The sequence below is a fragment of the Bradyrhizobium sp. 179 genome, from assembly GCF_023073535.1.
Classification (GTDB): domain Bacteria; phylum Pseudomonadota; class Alphaproteobacteria; order Rhizobiales; family Xanthobacteraceae; genus Bradyrhizobium.
Window position 1 is genome coordinate 23162 of record NZ_JADPJR010000059.1, and the last position, 17143, is coordinate 40304.

Annotated in this window: 13 protein-coding genes; 5 read left to right on the top strand and 8 right to left on the bottom strand. The window is 64.0% G+C overall.

Translation table 11 applies throughout. The features are described from left to right. Positions 1 to 257 precede the first annotated feature (257 nt). The 4 genes from IVB12_RS14975 (at position 258) to IVB12_RS14990 (ending at position 2780) form a co-directional block, all read left to right on the top strand. On the top strand, positions 258 to 1382 hold the full coding sequence (locus tag IVB12_RS14975; RefSeq protein WP_247300102.1) for a flagellar basal body P-ring protein FlgI: 1125 nt from the start codon (positions 258 to 260) through the stop codon (positions 1380 to 1382). Beyond that, the gene (flgJ, locus tag IVB12_RS14980) at positions 1382 to 1750 is read left to right on the top strand and encodes a flagellar assembly peptidoglycan hydrolase FlgJ (RefSeq protein ID WP_247278669.1); all 369 of its coding nucleotides are present in this window, start codon (positions 1382 to 1384) and stop codon (positions 1748 to 1750) included. Before IVB12_RS14975 ends, flgJ begins: the two co-directional genes overlap by 1 nt. An 11-nt stretch (positions 1751 to 1761) precedes the next feature. Further along, positions 1762 to 2259: a hypothetical protein gene (locus IVB12_RS14985; RefSeq protein ID WP_247300105.1), complete on the top strand. Its 498-nt coding sequence runs from the start codon at positions 1762 to 1764 to the stop codon at positions 2257 to 2259. 161 nt (positions 2260 to 2420) lie between these two features. After that, positions 2421 to 2780 (top strand): hypothetical protein, encoded by a 360-nt coding sequence (locus IVB12_RS14990; protein WP_247300107.1) that lies wholly within the window; start codon positions 2421 to 2423, stop codon positions 2778 to 2780. Positions 2781 to 2897: 117 nt separating this feature from the next. On the opposite strand, the gene flaF is transcribed toward IVB12_RS14990, so the two are convergent. The 4 genes from flaF to IVB12_RS15010 all read right to left on the bottom strand — a co-directional run bounded on the left by flaF (position 2898) and on the right by IVB12_RS15010 (position 10838). Further along, positions 2898 to 3266, bottom strand: a complete 369-nt coding sequence (gene flaF, locus IVB12_RS14995; protein ID WP_247300109.1) for a flagellar biosynthesis regulator FlaF — start codon at positions 3264 to 3266, stop codon at positions 2898 to 2900. Between the two features lie 288 nt (positions 3267 to 3554). Beyond that, positions 3555 to 5795 carry a DUF1522 domain-containing protein gene (locus tag IVB12_RS15000; RefSeq protein ID WP_247300111.1) on the bottom strand — a complete coding sequence of 747 codons (2241 nt, stop codon included), beginning with the start codon at positions 5793 to 5795 and terminating at the stop codon, positions 3555 to 3557. 244 nt (positions 5796 to 6039) lie between these two features. Continuing rightward, entirely contained in the window at positions 6040 to 8283 is a 2244-nt protein-coding gene (locus IVB12_RS15005) for a DUF1522 domain-containing protein (protein WP_247300113.1), read from the bottom strand. Between the two features lie 311 nt (positions 8284 to 8594). Next, the gene (locus IVB12_RS15010) at positions 8595 to 10838 is read right to left on the bottom strand and encodes a DUF1522 domain-containing protein (protein ID WP_247300115.1); all 2244 of its coding nucleotides are present in this window, start codon (positions 10836 to 10838) and stop codon (positions 8595 to 8597) included. A 324-nt stretch (positions 10839 to 11162) separates the two neighbouring features. Here IVB12_RS15010 and flbT point away from each other — a divergent pair, with 324 nt between their 5' ends. Then, complete coding sequence (flbT, locus tag IVB12_RS15015) at positions 11163 to 11600, top strand: flagellar biosynthesis repressor FlbT (RefSeq protein WP_247300117.1); 438 nt, start codon at positions 11163 to 11165, stop codon at positions 11598 to 11600. A 72-nt stretch (positions 11601 to 11672) separates the two neighbouring features. On the opposite strand, the gene IVB12_RS15020 is transcribed toward flbT, so the two are convergent. The 4 genes from IVB12_RS15020 to IVB12_RS15035 form a co-directional block, all read right to left on the bottom strand. Next, positions 11673 to 13169 carry an aspartate aminotransferase family protein gene (locus IVB12_RS15020; protein WP_247300119.1) on the bottom strand — a complete coding sequence of 499 codons (1497 nt, stop codon included), beginning with the start codon at positions 13167 to 13169 and terminating at the stop codon, positions 11673 to 11675. Continuing rightward, positions 13166 to 14389: a hypothetical protein gene (locus tag IVB12_RS15025; RefSeq protein ID WP_247300121.1), complete on the bottom strand. Its 1224-nt coding sequence runs from the start codon at positions 14387 to 14389 to the stop codon at positions 13166 to 13168. Before IVB12_RS15025 ends, IVB12_RS15020 begins: the two co-directional genes overlap by 4 nt. A 10-nt stretch (positions 14390 to 14399) precedes the next feature. Beyond that, positions 14400 to 15185, bottom strand: a complete 786-nt coding sequence (locus IVB12_RS15030) for a hypothetical protein (RefSeq protein ID WP_247300123.1) — start codon at positions 15183 to 15185, stop codon at positions 14400 to 14402. A 72-nt stretch (positions 15186 to 15257) separates the two neighbouring features. After that, positions 15258 to 17141: a flagellar protein gene (locus IVB12_RS15035; RefSeq protein ID WP_247300124.1), complete on the bottom strand. Its 1884-nt coding sequence runs from the start codon at positions 17139 to 17141 to the stop codon at positions 15258 to 15260. Between the last annotated feature and the right edge of the window lie 2 nt (positions 17142 to 17143).

The window sequence follows — 17143 nt, forward strand, 5'->3', positions numbered from 1 at the left end:
CACCTTCGCCGTCCTACGGTTAACGGCGCGTAAACGGCTCGGCAAAATCTGCCGACGGGCGGCAGTTTCGCTCCTCAAGGCGAACGCCGGCTGACACCGTCGGAACAGATTTATTCAACCTATTCAGCCACCTACCCTGCTGCCCTCGCTTGGCACGGCGCTCGCAAGGAAAGCGCCGGACCAGCTCGTCATGGGAGTGTCGCAGACGGTCCTTTGATTTGAGGAGCCCTTTTTAGGGAACCTTTGGGGAGCAGAGGATGCCAGGCGTTCGTTGGGTGAGGATTGTTGGGGTGGCCTGTGCCGCGCTGTCGGCGCTGGCGCTCTCGGTCACGCCTGCGAGCGCGACATCGCGCATCAAGGACCTCGCCAATATCGAGGGCGTGCGGCAGAACCAGCTCATCGGCTACGGCCTCGTCGTCGGCCTCAACGGCACCGGCGACACGCTCAACAACATCCCCTTCACCAAGCAATCGCTGCAGGCGATGCTCGAGCGCATGGGCGTCAACATCCGCGGCGCCACCATCCGCACCGGCAACGTCGCCGCTGTGATGGTGACGGGCAATTTGCCGGCGTTCGCCACCCAGGGCACGCGCATGGACGTCACCGTCTCCGCGCTCGGCGACGCCAAGAACCTCCAGGGCGGCACCCTGCTTGTCACCCCCCTGCTCGGCGCCGACGGCAACGTCTATGCGGTTGCGCAGGGCTCGCTCGCGATCTCCGGCTTCCAGGCTGAGGGCGAAGCGGCGAAAATCGTGCGCGGCGTGCCGACCGTCGGGCGCATTGCCAACGGCGCCATCATCGAGCGCGAGATCGAGTTCGCGCTCAATCGCCTGCCGAACGTGCGCCTAGCGCTGCGCAATGCCGACTTCACCACGGCCAAACGCATCGCGGCCGCCGTCAACGACTATCTCGGCGTCAAGACCGCCGAGCCGATCGACCCCTCGACGGTGCAGCTGTCGATCCCGCTGGAGTTCAAGGGCAACGTCGTCGCCTTTCTCACGGAGATCGAGCAGCTCCAGGTCGATCCCGATCTCGCTGCCAAGATCGTCATCGACGAGCGCAGCGGCATCATCGTGATGGGCCGCGACGTCCGCGTCGCCACGGTTGCGGTGGCGCAGGGCAACCTCACCGTGACGATCTCCGAGAGCCCCCAGGTGAGCCAGCCCAACCCGTTGTCGCGCGGGCGGACTGTGGTTGCGCCGCGCAGCAGCGTCACCGTCACCGAGGACGGGAAAAAACTGGCCGTCGTCAAGGACGGCGTATCGCTCCAGCAGCTCGTCGACGGCCTCAATGGCCTCGGCATCGGCCCCCGCGACATGATCAGCATCCTTCAGGCGATCAAGGCCGCCGGCGCGATCGAAGCCGACATCGAGGTGATGTGATGCAGACCGGCACGATCAACGCCCCGCGCGTCGCCAACGCTTCGGCCTTCTCGGTCGAGAGCCGCAACGGCCGGCCGGATTTCGAGTTCGCGAGCGCCTTGCAAAAAGTCTCACCGCAACAGCAGGCCAAGGCGCAGAAGACCGCCACCGATTTCGAGGCGATGTTCCTCAACAGCATGTTCTCGCAAATGACCTCCGGCCTGAAGGGCGAAGGCCCATTCGGCGACACGCCTGGAACCGGCGTGTGGCGCTCGATGCTGACGGAGCAATATTCGAAGAACTTCGCCAAGGCCGGCGGCGTCGGCGTCGCCACCGAAGTCTACCGCACCCTGATCATGCAACAGGCGAAAACGATCCGCACGGCATAAGGTCAAACGAGATGAACCATTCCCACGCCTCACGTCAGCCGATGCAAGCGCAGCGCCCGAACCCCGTGCATGGCAGCGCCGAGGCACGCAAGATCGGCGAGAACCTGATGGATGCAATGAGCGCCCTGCTCGGACTGATCGAGCGCGAGACCGAGCTCGTCCGCGCCGGCAACGTCCGCGAGGCGATGACGCTCGAGGGCAAGAAGCAAGAGTTGTCGCGCAACTATGTCGGCGCCGTCAGCCAGCTGAAAGCGAACCAGGCCCAACTCGCCAAATCCGCGCCCGAGTTGCTCTCGACGTTGCATCGCCACCACGATGCGTTCCGCGCCATGCTTCAGGTCAACCTCACCGTGCTCGCCACCGCACACGCGGTGTCCGAGAGCGTTGTGCGCGGCGTCAATGCCGAGATCCAGAAGCGCAACGTGCCGAACACCTATACGGCTGCGGGTCGTCGCGCGGCCCCCGGCCCGCGTCACATCACGCCGCTCGCGGTCAGCCGCTCGCTCTGAGCGCCCGGAAGAACAAGAGACAATTTTATGAAAAACCGCGCGGCGATGTCGTCGCCCGGTTAGGCACGTTTGCTTACCAGGTATTCAGTCCTGGTGTTCCATGCTTGCGCAATGAGAGGGGTTGGGATTTGACTCAATACTAGGCAACCAGGAGGCTGCCAATGAGTACAGATTTCAGCATCCGGCCGGTGGGGATCCCGGCCCCCGTGCAGATCGTACCGACGTCCAACGCGGCGGCGAACGAGGCTGTGCAAACTGATCTTCCGGTGCGGCAGACGGTCGCCGCCAGCGACACGGGCGTGCCCGTGCGCAATGATCCGCCAAGCCACGAGAACGTCTCGCGCCAAGTCGTGTTCGACCAGGCGGCCGCATCCTTCGTCTTCCAGGTCGTCAACGACAAGACCGACGCGGTGGTCAACCAGTTCCCCGACGAAGCGATGCTGCGCCGGCGGGCCTATTTCCATGCGCTGGATCTGAAGTCCGAACCCTCGCGCCCGCTCAGCACCGACCGCAGCGCCTGACGATCGAGCGTCGAGCGGCGTAACGGCAATATCGAGATAGGTCTGGCTTGCCGCATAGGTCGGCGTGACCTTGGCCCGCACTCGACAGAATGCTCGACTGACGCAGGCGGCTTGCTGTCACGGCCTTCCGGACAGACCAGCTGCGATATTGCGGTTGATCTCGATCAGCGGACGGAAGTGATCGAACTGCGGGCTCATCTGCAGCGCGGCGGTCTGGCTCAGCACGAACACGCTGATGTTGGCGATCTTCTGCCGCACGTCGATCGGCTGCGGATTGTTGTCGCGCATCGCCTCGCTCAAGAAGATGGTCCAGAGCTTGCGGTTAAACATCAGGGCCTGCATGGTCTGCTCGCTGAGCGGATCGGCGTTGTTCACCGCATCCTGAAGCTTGTTCGCGGCCTTGAGCAAGGTTTGCGCCTCGATGTCGCGAGGAGATGCAGTGGTCGTTGCAACACGCGCGTAGGCCGAGGCAGCGGAAGTCGACATCAATCACACCCTGGAGGTTACCTAGCGCGTTGAACGCGCTTAAGGATTTCTTTCCCGACCCTAGGCAGCACCGCTTAAGATTTTGCTTACGTGACGAGTGGAAGGACTCCGGATTATTACGGTCGCGGAGTCCTTCGTCGCCGCAAGGCTAGATGCGCGCACGGATGCTGTAAACACGCCTCGCACGACGCGCATCAATCTCGGCTAATCCTTCCTTAGCGATCTCCATAAAAACGGCGGAGCGTGAGCCCCGCCGTGATGTTCAATTCAGTATCTTGCATCGTGAAATTAGCGGAGCAGCTGGAGCACGCTCTGCTGCGACTGGTTCGCCAGCGACAGCGCGGAGACCGCGATCGACTGCCGGGTCGACAGCGCCTGGCTGTTGGCCGCTTCCTCGTTGGTATCGGCGAGCGTCAGGTTGGACGAGCCGGTCTGGAGCACGTTGATCAGGTTCTTGGAGAAGTCCTGACGCACCTGCACGATCGAGAGGTTCGAGCCGAGCGCAGAGCCCTCCGAGCGCAACGTGCTCGAGGCCGCGTTGAGGCTCGCGAGCACCCTGTTGGTGGCGCCGTTGTCGATGAAATCGACGCCGTTGACGAGGTTGCTGAGACCGAGGCCCGCCGCGTTGAACACCACGCCATTGATGCCGAGCGTCGAGCTGCCGGTCTCATTGAAGATCAGCTTCAGCGTGTCGCCGTTGAGCAGGTTGACGCCGTTGAAGGAGGCGTCCTGCGACGTCGTGTCGATCTGCGCCAGGATGTTGTTGAACTGGTTGACGAGGTTCGAGCGCGCGGTCTGCGCGACCGGATCCTGGATCGGCGGCTGGGCCGTCGTAAAGGCAACCGTACCGGTGATCGTACCACCGACGACGCCGCCGGCCGTCACCGAGCCGAGCGTCGAAGACGCGTATTCGTTCACGGTGGTGATCGTGAGCACGCCGTTGGCGTCGATTGTCGCCGTGAGGTGATTCGCCTGAAGCTGCGAGTTCAGCTGATCGAGTGTCTTGACGGTGCCGTTGGTGCCGTCGCCGAAGGTGACGTTGACCGCCGTGCCGCCGTTGAAGGAGGTAAACGTCAGGGTCTTGCCCGAGATGCTGCCTACTCCCGGCGCGCGTCCCGCGGTGAAGGCCGTGCCGGTGCCGGTGGGACCGGTCAGACCGAACGAGGACAGCGCGTTGCCGGTTCCAGTGATCGACAGATCCGCCGTGGTGCCGGTGCTGAGCTTGAGAGCGCCATTCACGACCGAGGACAGCGACGAACCGCTCGCCGCAACCACGGCGCCGCCGCTGACGATGCCGGCCCCCGAAGCCAGATCGATCGCGTTCAACGAATCCTGAACGTTTCCGCCCTGGAGATACACGACGGAGTTGCCGTTGTTGTCCGTCACGATGTTGCCGATCTTGGTGGAGCCTGTCGGCGCGGCAGCAGGAGCGGCCGCATTCTTGAACGTGACCGTCTTGCCATCCACATTGAGCGTGGAGCCGTCCTGAACGAGAGTGCCGAGCGTCGCCGAAGTCGTCAGGCGCGCCTTGGTCACATTGACATTGCCGGACCCGGTCGCGGTTGTCAGACCGAGCGCCTTGAGGAAGTCGGCCTTGCCGGTGATGCTGAGGTCGGCGCCGGTACCAGTGGTGAGCGTGAGAACACCAGAGGTGATGGAGGCGTTGGCGCCGGACGAGCTCGACAGCGTCGCGGTGCCGCCCGTGATGGCAGCCTTTTGCACGCCGCTTGCAAGGTCGATCGCATCCATCACGTCCTGGACGGTTGCGGCCGGAGCGGCGTTTGTCCCGAGATAGACAGTCGAGTTGCCATTGCCGTCGGTGACGACGTTGTTGTTCTTGCCGGACCCGGCAGGAACGTTGGCCACCGCGGGCGCAGCGCCGGCCCTGAATGTGATGGTCTTGCCGTCCACGACGAGCACATCACCATCCGACGGAGCACCGTTCGCCGCGATAGTGCTCGCGCTGGGCGTGCCGAGCAGCGTCAGACCCGCAGCAAGGCTGGCGGCGGTGCCGGCACCATCAGGAGCAGCCGAACCGACCAGCGACTGCGAGATGCCGCCGAGCGTGGTCGTGGTGGTCGCCGGTGTCGTGCCGCCAGCGGTACCGTTGGTGACCACATTGCCGGTTGCCGTTGCGTATGTATAGCTCGTGGTGCCGCGCAGATCAGCCGGCGTCGCGCCAGGGATCGTGGTCGAGATGTTCGACTTGGTCGAGTAGCCGACTGTGGTCTGGAGCGCCTGGTTGGCGATCGACTTGGCGCTGTCGATCAGCTTTTGCAGCGAGGTGATGCCGGTGTTGGCGGCCTGCAGCACCTGCACACCGTTGTTGATGCCGTCGAGGAGATTGCTGATGTCGCTCGCCCGGTTGTCCAACCCCTGCGCGGTAAAGAAGTTGGTCGGGTTGTCGAGCGCGGTGTTGACCTTTTTCCCGGTCGAAAGGCGCTGCTGCGTCGTGGACAGCAGGTCGGCCGTCGACTGCAGCGACAACAGGTTCTGGCGAACCGACGCCGAGAGAACGATGTTGGACATTGGCGGGTCTTCCTTTTGAACCGGATACGAATCGTGGCTCGCCGATCTGGAAAGCGGGCTTTTGTCCAGTTTTAGGGGCTGTCCTTTAAAGTAAGGTTAACGCCGGTTTAAGGGACAAGGTTAATGCCGGGTTAGCGCCCCTCCCGGCTCGGAGCACGGGTTCGATCGAGCCCTTGCACGAACGAAAAAAGCGGCGGGGCCGAAGCCCCGCCGCCGGTTTTAGTTCCGTGATTTCAGTCGCTTATTAGCGAAGCAGCTGGAGCACGCTCTGCTGCGACTGGTTGGCGAGCGACAGCGCCGAGACTGCGATCGACTGGCGGGTCGACAGCGCCTGGCTGTTGGCCGCTTCCTCGTTGGTATCGGCCAGCGTCAGGTTGGACGAGCCGGTCTGGAGCACGTTGATCAGGTTCTTGTTGAAGTCCTGACGCACCTGCACGACCGAGAGGTTCGAACCGAGCGTCGAGGCTTCCGAACGCAGCGTGCTCGAGGCTGCGTTCAGCTTGGCCAGGACCCTGTTGGTCGCGGAGTTGTCGATGAAATCGACACCCTGCACCAGGCCAGCCAAACCCAGACCCTTCGAGTTGAAGGTCACGCCGGTGATGTTCAGGCTCGATTTACCGGTCTCGTCGAACACCAGCTTGAGTTGATCGCCGTTCAAGAGGTTCACGCCGTTGAAGGAGGAGTCCACCGACGTCGTGTCGATCTGCGACATGATGTTGTTGTACTGGGCAACCAGGTTCGAGCGGGTGGCCTGGGCAACTGCGTCGACGATCGGGGTCGTCGCGTTCGTCCAAGTCAAGGCTGTCGTGATCGTGCCGCCGATCGCACCGCCCGCGATGACGGATCCGATCGTCGAGGACGCATAGTCGTTGGTCGCAGACACAGTGAGCAAGCCGTTGGCATCGATCGTGGCCGTCAGGTTGTTGGCCTGAAGCTGCGTGTTGAGCTGATCGAGCGTCTTGACCGTGCCGCCGGTACCATCACCGAACGTGACGTTGACCGCCGTGCCGCCATTGAAGGAGGAGAAGGTCAAGGTCTTGCCCGAGATGCCACCCGACGCCGCGGCGCGGCTCGCCGCGAAGGCAGTGCCGGTGCCGGTGGAGCCAGTCAGCCCGAGCGCGGACAGCGCATTCTTGGTGCCGGTGATCGACAGGTCCGCGTTCGCACCGGTCGAGAGGTTGAGCGCACCGGCCACGATCGACGAGTTCTTGGCGCCTGCGGTCGTCTGCAGAGCACCGGAAGCACCCGCCGTCTTGACGGTCTGCACACCGGTCGCGAGATCGATGGCATTCAGAATGTCGTTGACGTTGCCGGCCTGAAGGTAAACGGTCGAGTTGCCGTTTCCATCCGTGACCAAATTGCCGACCTGGGTGGAACCCGTTGCGACGGTGGTGGGCGTCTTCGCGTTCGAGAACGTGATCGTCTTACCGTCCACGTTCAGCGTCGATCCGTCCTGGATCAGGGTCCCGAGCGTGGTCGAAGCGGTCGAACGCGCCTGGGTGACGGTGACCTGGCCGCTGCCGGCCGCGCCCGTCAGGCCGAGGGCCTTCAGAAGGTCGGACCGGCCGGTGATGCTGAGGTCAGCGCCGGTACCCGTGTTCAGGGTAACCTTGCCGGCGGCGATGCTGTTAGCAGTGCCGCCGCCGCTCAGGGTAGCAGCGCCACTGGCGATCGAGACCGTCTGAGCTCCGCTGGCAATGTCGATGGCATTCAGCAGGTCCTGCGCAGTACCCGTCGCAGCCGTAGCGCCAAGATAGACGGTCGAGTTACCGTTACCGTCCGTGAGGACATTGCCGACGGTGCCGGATCCCGACGGGATATTCGTCCCGGTCGGAACGTCCGCGGCCTTGAAAGTGATCGTGTGGCCATCGACGGTCAGCGTTTCGCCATCGGTAGGTGCCGCGTTGGCAGCGATGGTCGTCGCACCGGCGGTACCGGCCAGCTTCAAGGCGCCGCTGAAGGCGGTCGTACCGTCGCCGGCAACTGCAGCCGAGCCGGTCAGCGCAGCCGAGACACCGCCGAGCGTCGTCGTTCCGCTCGCAACGGTCGCGCCGCCGGCAGCGCCGGAGAACAGCACGTTGGAGAGCGCGGTCGTGCTGGTGTAGGTCGTGGTGCCGCGCAGGTCGGACGAGGTCGCACCCGCGATCGTGGTCGAGACGTTGGACTTGGTCGAATAGCCGACCGTGGTCTGCAGCGCCTGGTTGGCGATCGACTTCGCGGAGTCCAGCAGCTTCTGCAGCGAGGTGATGCCGGTGTTGGCGGCCTGCAGCACCTGCACGCCGTTGGCGATGCCATCGAGCAGGTTGTTGATGTCGCTGGCGCGGTTGTCGAGCGACTGGGCGGTGAAGAAGTTGGTGGGGTTGTCGAGCGCCGAGTTCACCTTCTTGCCGGTCGACAAACGCGACTGGGTGGTGGCGAGGAGGTCGGCGGTGGACTGGAGGGAGAGCAGGTTCTGACGAACCGACGCAGAGAGAACAATACCGGACATAACTCTTACCCTTCTGGTTTACGCATCTTCGTTCGATCGCTTCGGATCGAGTGACGGGCACAGCCTGCGCGGTCATGGCTAACAAAGGGTGAAACGAGCCTTGCCCACATAAGCGTCGGTTCACCATAAACTGGCGAGCGGCGCCACGCGGTCGGGCAATCAGACTGAAATCGTTGGCGATTCTCTGCGCTTACGCTCCATTAACCATAACCGACGGTTACAGAGCGCTGTGTTTCGAAGCCGAACGCCAACAAAGAAAGCGGCGGAGCCGAAGCCCCGCCGCCATGACTTGATTGCGATGTCAGCCGCTATTAGCGAAGCAGCTGGAGCACGCTCTGCTGCGACTGGTTGGCGAGCGACAGCGCCGAGACCGCGATCGACTGGCGGGTCGACAGCGCCTGGCTGTTGGCCGCCTCCTCGTTGGTATCGGCCAGCGTCAGGTTGGACGAACCGGTCTGGAGCACGTTGATCAGGTTCTTGTTGAAATCCTGACGCACCTGCACGACCGAGAGGTTCGAACCGAGCGTCGAGGCTTCCGAACGCAGCGTGCTCGACGCCGTGTTCAGCTTGGTCAGCACCTTGTTGGTCGCGGCGTTGTCGATGAAGTCGGTGCCCTGCACCAGACCAGCCAGACCCAGACCCTTCGAGTTGAAGGTCACGCCGGTGATGCTGAGGTTGGACTTGCCGGTCTCGTCGAACACCAGCTTGAGCTGATCGCCGTTGAGCAGGTTGACACCGTTGAACGACGCGTCCAGCGACGTCGTGTCGATCTGAGTCATGATGTTGTTGTACTGGGACACCAGGTTGGTACGGGTGGCCTGGGCAACAGCATCAGCAACCGGCGCGGTCGCGTTCGACCAAGTCAGAGTCGAAGTGATCGTGCCGCCGATCGTGCCACCAGCGGCGGCAGATCCGATCGTCGACGACGCATAGTCGTTGGTCGCAGACACAGTGAGCAGGCCGTTGGCATCGATCGTGGCCGTCAGGTTGTTGGCCTGAAGCTGCGTGTTGAGCTGATCGAGCGTCTTGACCGTGCCGCCGGTACCATCACCGAACGTGACGTTGACCGCCGTGCCGCCATTGAAGGAGGAGAAGGTCAAGGTCTTGCCCGAGATGCCACCCGACGCCGCGGACCGGCTCGCCGTGAAGGCGGTGCCCGTGCCGGTGGAGCCAGTCAGCCCGAGCGCGGACAGCGCATTCTTGGTGCCGGTGATCGACAGGTCCGCGTTCGCACCGGTCGAGAGGTTGAGCGCACCGGCCACGATCGACGAGTTCTTGGCGCCTGCGGTCGTCTGCAGAGCACCGGAAGCACCCGCCGTCTTGACGGTCTGCACACCGGTCGCGAGATCGATGGCATTCAGAATGTCGTTGACGTTGCCGGCCTGAAGGTAAACGGTCGAGTTGCCGTTTCCATCCGTGACCAAATTGCCGACCTGGGTGGAACCCGTTGCGACGGTGGTGGGCGTCTTCGCGTTCGAGAACGTGATCGTCTTACCGTCCACGTTCAGCGTCGATCCGTCCTGGATCAGGGTCCCGAGCGTGGTCGAAGCGGTCGAACGCGCCTGGGTGACGGTGACCTGGCCGCTGCCGGCCGCGCCCGTCAGGCCGAGGGCCTTCAGAAGGTCGGACCGGCCGGTGATGCTGAGGTCAGCGCCGGTACCCGTGTTCAGGGTAACCTTGCCGGCGGCGATGCTGTTAGCAGTGCCGCCGCCGCTCAGGGTAGCAGCGCCACTGGCGATCGAGACCGTCTGAGCTCCGCTGGCAATGTCGATGGCATTCAGCAGGTCCTGCGCAGTACCCGTCGCAGCCGTAGCGCCAAGATAGACGGTCGAGTTACCGTTACCGTCCGTGAGGACATTGCCGACGGTGCCGGATCCCGACGGGATATTCGTCCCGGTCGGAACGTCCGCGGCCTTGAAAGTGATCGTGTGGCCATCGACGGTCAGCGTTTCGCCATCGGTAGGTGCCGCGTTGGCAGCGATGGTCGTCGCACCGGCGGTACCGGCCAGCTTCAAGGCGCCGCTGAAGGCGGTCGTACCGTCGCCGGCAACTGCAGCCGAGCCGGTCAGCGCAGCCGAGACACCGCCGAGCGTCGTCGTTCCGCTCGCAACGGTCGCGCCGCCGGCAGCGCCGGAGAACAGCACGTTGGAGAGCGCGGTCGTGCTGGTGTAGGTCGTGGTGCCGCGCAGGTCGGACGAGGTCGCACCCGCGATCGTGGTCGAGACGTTGGACTTGGTCGAATAGCCGACCGTGGTCTGCAGCGCCTGGTTGGCGATCGACTTCGCGGAGTCCAGCAGCTTCTGCAGCGAGGTGATGCCGGTGTTGGCGGCCTGCAGCACCTGCACGCCGTTGGCGATGCCATCGAGCAGGTTGTTGATGTCGCTGGCGCGGTTGTCGAGCGACTGGGCGGTGAAGAAGTTGGTGGGGTTGTCGAGCGCCGAGTTCACCTTCTTGCCGGTCGACAAACGCGACTGGGTGGTGGCGAGGAGGTCGGCGGTGGACTGGAGGGAGAGCAGGTTCTGACGAACCGAGGAGGAGAGAACGATACCGGACATACTGTTACCTTTCTGGTAGCTACGCGTCCTGTCTGACCGAGATTGATCAAACGACCGGCGGACGGTGCCTCCGAGCCTCTAACAATCCGTGAAATGAAACCTCGGGTTTGTCCGCGTCGCGCGCAAAATGCCCTCGGGCGAACTTTCAAACCTCGTCCTTGTCATCGCGCACAGTATTGACATCATTCGGCTTTTTCGCGCAGAGGTCGGTGTTTACGACCCGTTAACCACATTCGGCAAGGATTGGACCCAATCAGAGCCGGCAGCCGCCATTGACTGGGCGCGCGCGCCACTCGGTTACAAAAGCGTTGATGGAGAACAGGCATGGCCCTCAAGGTCGAGCTCAGACCGCACGAACGCATCATCGTCGGTAACTGCGTGATTACCAACACCGACCAGCGCGCCCGCCTCCTAATCGATGGCGACAACGTGCCGATCCTGCGCGAGCGCGACATCCTCACGCCGGAGACCGCAAATACGCCCGCCAAGCTGGTCTATCTGGCGGTGCAGCTCATGTACATCTCGCCGGATCCGCAGACCCAGCACGGCACCTATTTCAACCTCGTCCGCGACATCGTCACCGCGGTGCCGAGCGCCTGGCCGATCATCGAGGGCATCAACAACAACATCATGAGCGGCGATCTCTATCGGGCACTGAAGGAAGCCCGCAAGCTGATCGCCTACGAAGACAAGCTGCGTGAGCAGTTCGAGGCCACCCATCCCAAGGACGAGGTCAAGGGCGAGGTCAGCTCGGCCGCCTGAGCGCTTCGCAACATCTGAAGCAAAAACGCCCCGGACCAGGTCCGGGGCGTTTTGTTTTGAAGGTTCCTGATGCTACTGCGCCGTGAGCGGCGGCGCCTCCACCTCGATCACGCCGCCACTGCGCCGAGCGCCGAACTCCAGCACGGCCGCGACCAGCGCATCGATGTCCCTCTCATCGGTGCGGTGATTGACGATCGCGGCACGGATCGCAAACCTGCCATCAAGCGTCGTGCTCGACGGTGCCGCGACGCCCGACTCCTGGATGTCGGCGACGATCTCGCGATTGACCGCGTCATCGGCGCGATAGCGGAAGCAGACGATGTTGAGATTGACCGGCGCCAGCAATTCCAGCCGCGGCTCGGCCAGGATGCGCGCCTCCAAATATTTTGCGAGCGCGCAGCTTCGCGCGATCACCGCACCGAGCCGATCGGTGCCGAACGTCTTCAGAGTGAACCAGGTCTTCAGCGCACGGAAGCCGCGCGACAGATCAGGTCCGAGATCGCAGGGCCAGACCGCACCCGCCGCAAGTCCCCTCGCCTCCCGGCGCAGATAGGCCGCGGGCTGCGCAAACGCCTGCCGATGCTGCTCGCCGTCGCGCACCAGCAGGAAGCCGGCGTCATAAGGCACTTGTCCCCATTTGTGGAAGTCGAGCGCAATGGAATCCGCGAGCTCGATGCCGCCAAGCAGCGGTGCGAGCTCGGGTGACATGATCGCGAGCGCTCCGAAAGCACCGTCAACGTGAAACCAGATCCCCTCCTCGCGGCACAGCTCCGCGACGGCCTTGAGATCGTCGATCGCGCCGACATCGACCGTGCCGGCCGATGCGACCACCAGGAACGGCTTGAATCCGACTTCGCGATCAACAGCGATCTGCGCGCGCAGCGCGGCAACATCGATGCGATGATCGGCATCGACACCGATCTTGCGTAGCGCGTCCGTACCGAGCCCGGCAATGTCCATCGCCCGCGGGATGCAGCCATGTGCGGCGTGCGACGTATAGGCCGTGAGCAGCGCGCCGTCATTGCCGATACCATGCTGGCGCGCGAGCGCGCCGAGCGCGTTCGTACGTGCCACTAGCACCGCCATCAGATTGGCCATCGACGTGCCCGTGACGAAGATGCCGCTCGCGTCGTCCGGAAACGCGAACAGGCGGCGCATCCACGCGACGATCTGGCGCTCAACCTCGATCGGCATGTGGTCGCGTCCGCCAAGATTGGCATTGAGGCCGGCTGCGAGCATCTCCGCGAGCATGCCGACCGCCGTGCCACCACCATGGACCCAGCCCATGAAGCCCGGATGGACGTTGCCGGTCGCATAGGGCGCGACATGCTCGGCAAAATCGCGATAGACATCGGGGAGGCCGCTCGCCTGGCGCGGCACGTCGGCCTTGAATGCCGCGCGGACCTCGTCGGGGATCGGCTGCCAGACCGGACGCGCCCGAATGTTGGCGACGCCGTCGATCGCCTCGTCCAGCATGCGATGGGCCAGCGCGCGAAACTCGCTCCAGTCCTGCGGATCGAGTGATGTGTGGGTGACCGAGCCGGGCGTGTTGCGGATGATCTCGTTCATGCTGCGCTCTCCTTGCCCGCGCATGCATGCCGCGACAGCATCGCCGTGAACGCCGCAAATATCTTGCGCATCTGCGGCGGCTTGTAGGGAAACACGACCGGCGAATCCATGTTGTGCACGACGGCGGTGTTGTCGGCTTCGAAGACCAGGAGCTCACGGTCCTGGTTCTCGGCGCAATCGACGATGAAATAGTCGAGCCCGACGCGTCTGCTCATCTCCTCGAGCGCGCTCCTGTGGCGCACCGCGAAGGTGTGGTCGAAGTCGAGCATGAAGATGGCCTCCTCGGCCCGCTTCTCCTCGCTGAATGCCATGTAGGCGTTGAGATACCAGATGTCCCAGCGATCGGCGATCGCCATGTGGCAAGCGTAAGGCTTGCCGTCGATCATGGCGAGGCGATATTTGCGATAGAGCCCGTCGGGGCTGACATAGTCGACGAAGCGTGCGACGAAGAAGTCCTCCTCCTGCCGTTCGCCGAGATAGGCCGATAGCGCCGCCGCATCAGCGAGCTTGGCGAGCCCGACGCCGGCATGCGAGCCGCGCGGTCGCGCGATCATCGGAAAGTGCAATTCTTCCGCGATGGAATTGCAGGCGATCCGCCCCAGCGCGAGCTCCGACAATTGCGCGCGCGTGGCGTGGACGGTCGCGGGAATGTCGAGGCCGGGCACACCCGTCAGCAGCCGGTACAGCTTGTCGCGATCGAGGTTGCCGATGAGATCGGGGCGATTGAGCAGCGGCCGCGGCCAATGTGGCGCGGCCTTCTCGATCAGCGCGAGCGCGTCCCGGCATTCCTCGGAATCGGATGCAACCACGATGGCGACGTCGTGCTCGGGCAAGTTCTCCGGCAGACCGACGCCCTTGACCACATAGAGCGTCAACAGCTCGATGTCGGACCCTTCGAGCAGGAAGTCGATCGGCGTGTTGCCGCCCATGTCGATGTCGGCTGCAAGCGCGAGCACGCGCAAGCCCGGCTTCGGGGCAGCGCTGGGCGTACGAAACAACTGATGGAAGGTCAGCACCTCCGACTGGATCGCAAGCCCTGCCTCCTTGTCGCCAAGAAGCTGGACGATCAGCGACAGATCCAGGCCTTCGCCCGCCTGCGCCGTCCCCTCTCTGATCCGGACCACGAGCTGGTCGCGCAACGGCTGCAAATCGACACCTTCGAAAGCCTGGCGCGTCAGCTGCGCAAAGCCGATACGGTCGGCGTACGCGCCGGCGCTCATCCCGAAAGGCTCACGCCGCATGGGCCGCCGCCGCTGTGGGCGCCGGCGCGAATTGCGAGGCGATATCGCCGTGGAACACCGACGGTCCAACGTGATCGAGCGAACTCTGGATGTCGGCCCAGATCTCGCCGCCGATGTCGGTCCAGCGCTTGCAGAAGGCGAAGTCCTCGGACAGATACGTTCCGGTCGCTGGATCGATCATGCATTCGAACAGCGCGAACCGGTTCAGGCTCGCCGCCAGCGTATCGTGCGAATGCTCGCGGAAGAATTGCAAGTTGGCGTAGTCGGGGTGGCGGCACATCGCTTCCAGCACGTGGCGCCGGATCATCAGGAAGCCGGTGCCGGCATAGCGCACGCGGGTGAAGCCGTTGACGACCACGATGCACTCGGGATCCTCGATCTCCAGCACGTAATCGAGCGCAGCCGGCGGCACGTCAGCGCGGCCGGCCTCAATTGCGCGCTTCGCCTTGTCCCAGTTGACCCGCTTGATCGGATAGCAGCCGGCCACGAGGTCGGCGCCGCATTCGATCAGCCGGAACACCTGCTCCGGCTTGAAGCCGATGTCGGCATCGATGAAAAGGAAATGCGTCGCCTTGGGATCATCCAGGAACAGTGCGACCAGATTGGCCCGCGCGCGCGTGATCAGCGCGTCGCCGTCGCGCAAATGCACCTTGAGCTCGAGATTGGACATGCCGTGGACGGCGCGCTGGAGCGCGAAGATCGAGCTCGCATAGATGCTCGACACCTGCCCGCCGAAGCATGGCGTGGCCACCACCAGTTGCATCTTGTCTGCCATCCCCAGCTCCGCCCCCGCTCCAATCCTCACCAAGAGGTAAAGAGGCATGGTTAACGGCGTCTTAACGCGTCCTTACAGGAACTTGACGAGCGAGAGCTGCGCCAGGTTCGAGGTCACCTGGTAGGACGCCTGGAGCGCATTCTGCAGCGCCAGGATCTCGCTCGCGACCTGGTCCGGCGAGGCTGATTCCGCCTGGTCGATGATGGTCTGGAGCTGCGCCTTGGCCTGGGTCTGGCGCGTGGACGCATCCTTCATCGTGTTCTGGGCCATCGCGATGTCAGTCTGGATGTCCTCGATGCGCTGCTGCCCGGGCTGCTGGGTCAGCGCCTGCGTCACCCGCAGGCTCAGCGCGGAAACCTGCCCGCCCGAATATTGGCCGGTTGGCGAGGTCGAGAAGGTCCCGAACACCGCGATCGCCTGCAATTGCCGGCGGATCGCATCCTCATTCGCCTGGGCGCCATATTGCACCGTCACGGCATCGTCGACCCGCGCCATCGCGGTTGAGCGCGGCGAGCCCGGCCCGTCGTCGCCCAAGTACCATTTCACTGTATTGGCCGAGCCGTTCACCAGCGTGGTCGCCGAACTCGCCGGCGACGAGCCGACGCGCAGCGGCGGTTGCGTGGCGGTCACGGGCGTCGAATTGAAACCGAGCGAACTCAGCGCGCCCGTATTCGAGCTCGTGATGCTGAGGCTCGCCGCATCGTCGGTGTTGATCGTGATCGAGCCGCCATGGACGGTCGAGGGCTTCGACGTCCCCGTGATCTGGTCGATCCTGCTCAAGAGGGTCTGGATGCTATCGGTGACGTTGAGCTGGTTGCCGGTCGCGCCGGAAGCGACAAAGGTCAGCGTGGTGCCGTTGACGGTGATGGTGTCGCCGGCGACGAAGCCCGGCGAGATCGAGTCCGAGGGGCTCGCGCCGGACAGTGCCGTCGCGCCGGAGACAGGGGCCGGCGGCGTCGCCTGGTTATTGACGGGCGCGCCGATTGCAGAGCTCGCGCTGTTGAAGAAGTTGTCGCCGGCGACGACCGCGGATGCCGCCACCAGCGAGGTGTTGGCGAGCTTGGTGATCGCGGTGTTCAGCGCCGTGTTGAGGTTCGCGGCCGTGTTGTTCGGATTGACGGGGACGCTTGCATCGATCGCGAAGTTGCCGAGCGGGGTCGGCGTCGCCGTCGAGGCGGTCAGGTCGATCTGCTCGGTCGTGCCGTCCGGCAGGGTGAACTGGACGCTCAGCTTGTCGCCGTTGTTCGGGTTGACGCCGTTGAGATCGACCGAGAACGACACCGGCGAGCCGCTCGGGCCGGTGACGGTCGCACCGGTCAACGTCGAGGAGACCGACTTGATCTTGAGCCCGAACGGTGACCCGGCGGCGTCTTCCGCGACTTGCACCGAACTCGGCGTCGGCTGCGTCTGCACCAGACGGCCCATGCCGTTGGCGCCGAGGTCGGCGGCTTGGCGCTCCGCCATGACGGTCTTGAACCCCGCCTGCGTCGTGGTGCCGTTGATGATGTCGCCGGCATCGGCGACCGATTGGGTGTTGACGGCCGTTCCGGAGAACAGATAGCGGCTGCCGGTCTGCGTGTTGAGAACGCCGACCATTGAGCCGAACTGGGCGGCCGCGGTGTTCTGCGCGACCGTCTGGCCGTTGACGTTGAGATCCTGCGCGGTAGAGGCCGAGCCCGTCTGCACCGTGCTGCGGATCTTCGTCAGCGACTGCAGGGCGGTATTGGCGAGGTTGATGCTGACATTGACGTTGGTGATCGTGTCGGTATAGGCGGCGATGTTGGAGAGCTGCGCGCGCCCGGCGATCGCAAAACCCTCGTTGGTGCCCATGCCGGAATAGTTCTGCGACAGCTTGCCGGTCGAAAGCTGCGTCGACAGGTCGGTGAGCTGCTGATTGATGTTGCGGATCTGCGAGCCCAGAACCGACGACGAGTAGTTGATGCTGCTGATCGACATGT

Bases quoted from the DNA above. Each gene is read 5' to 3' on its own strand.
- IVB12_RS14975 (WP_247300102.1), top strand. From the start codon at position 258: ATGCCAGGCGTTCGTTGGGTGAGGATTGTTGGGGTGGCCTGTGCCGCG.
- flgJ (WP_247278669.1), top strand. From the start codon at position 1,382: ATGCAGACCGGCACGATCAACGCCCCGCGCGTCGCCAACGCTTCGGCC.
- IVB12_RS14985 (WP_247300105.1), top strand. From the start codon at position 1,762: ATGAACCATTCCCACGCCTCACGTCAGCCGATGCAAGCGCAGCGCCCG.
- IVB12_RS14990 (WP_247300107.1), top strand. From the start codon at position 2,421: ATGAGTACAGATTTCAGCATCCGGCCGGTGGGGATCCCGGCCCCCGTG.
- flaF (WP_247300109.1), bottom strand. From the start codon at position 3,266: ATGTCGACTTCCGCTGCCTCGGCCTACGCGCGTGTTGCAACGACCACT.
- IVB12_RS15000 (WP_247300111.1), bottom strand. From the start codon at position 5,795: ATGTCCAACATCGTTCTCTCGGCGTCGGTTCGCCAGAACCTGTTGTCG.
- IVB12_RS15005 (WP_247300113.1), bottom strand. From the start codon at position 8,283: ATGTCCGGTATTGTTCTCTCTGCGTCGGTTCGTCAGAACCTGCTCTCC.
- IVB12_RS15010 (WP_247300115.1), bottom strand. From the start codon at position 10,838: ATGTCCGGTATCGTTCTCTCCTCCTCGGTTCGTCAGAACCTGCTCTCC.
- flbT (WP_247300117.1), top strand. From the start codon at position 11,163: ATGGCCCTCAAGGTCGAGCTCAGACCGCACGAACGCATCATCGTCGGT.
- IVB12_RS15020 (WP_247300119.1), bottom strand. From the start codon at position 13,169: ATGAACGAGATCATCCGCAACACGCCCGGCTCGGTCACCCACACATCA.
- IVB12_RS15025 (WP_247300121.1), bottom strand. From the start codon at position 14,389: ATGAGCGCCGGCGCGTACGCCGACCGTATCGGCTTTGCGCAGCTGACG.
- IVB12_RS15030 (WP_247300123.1), bottom strand. From the start codon at position 15,185: ATGGCAGACAAGATGCAACTGGTGGTGGCCACGCCATGCTTCGGCGGG.
- IVB12_RS15035 (WP_247300124.1), bottom strand. From the start codon at position 17,141: ATGTCGATCAGCAGCATCAACTACTCGTCGTCGGTTCTGGGCTCGCAG.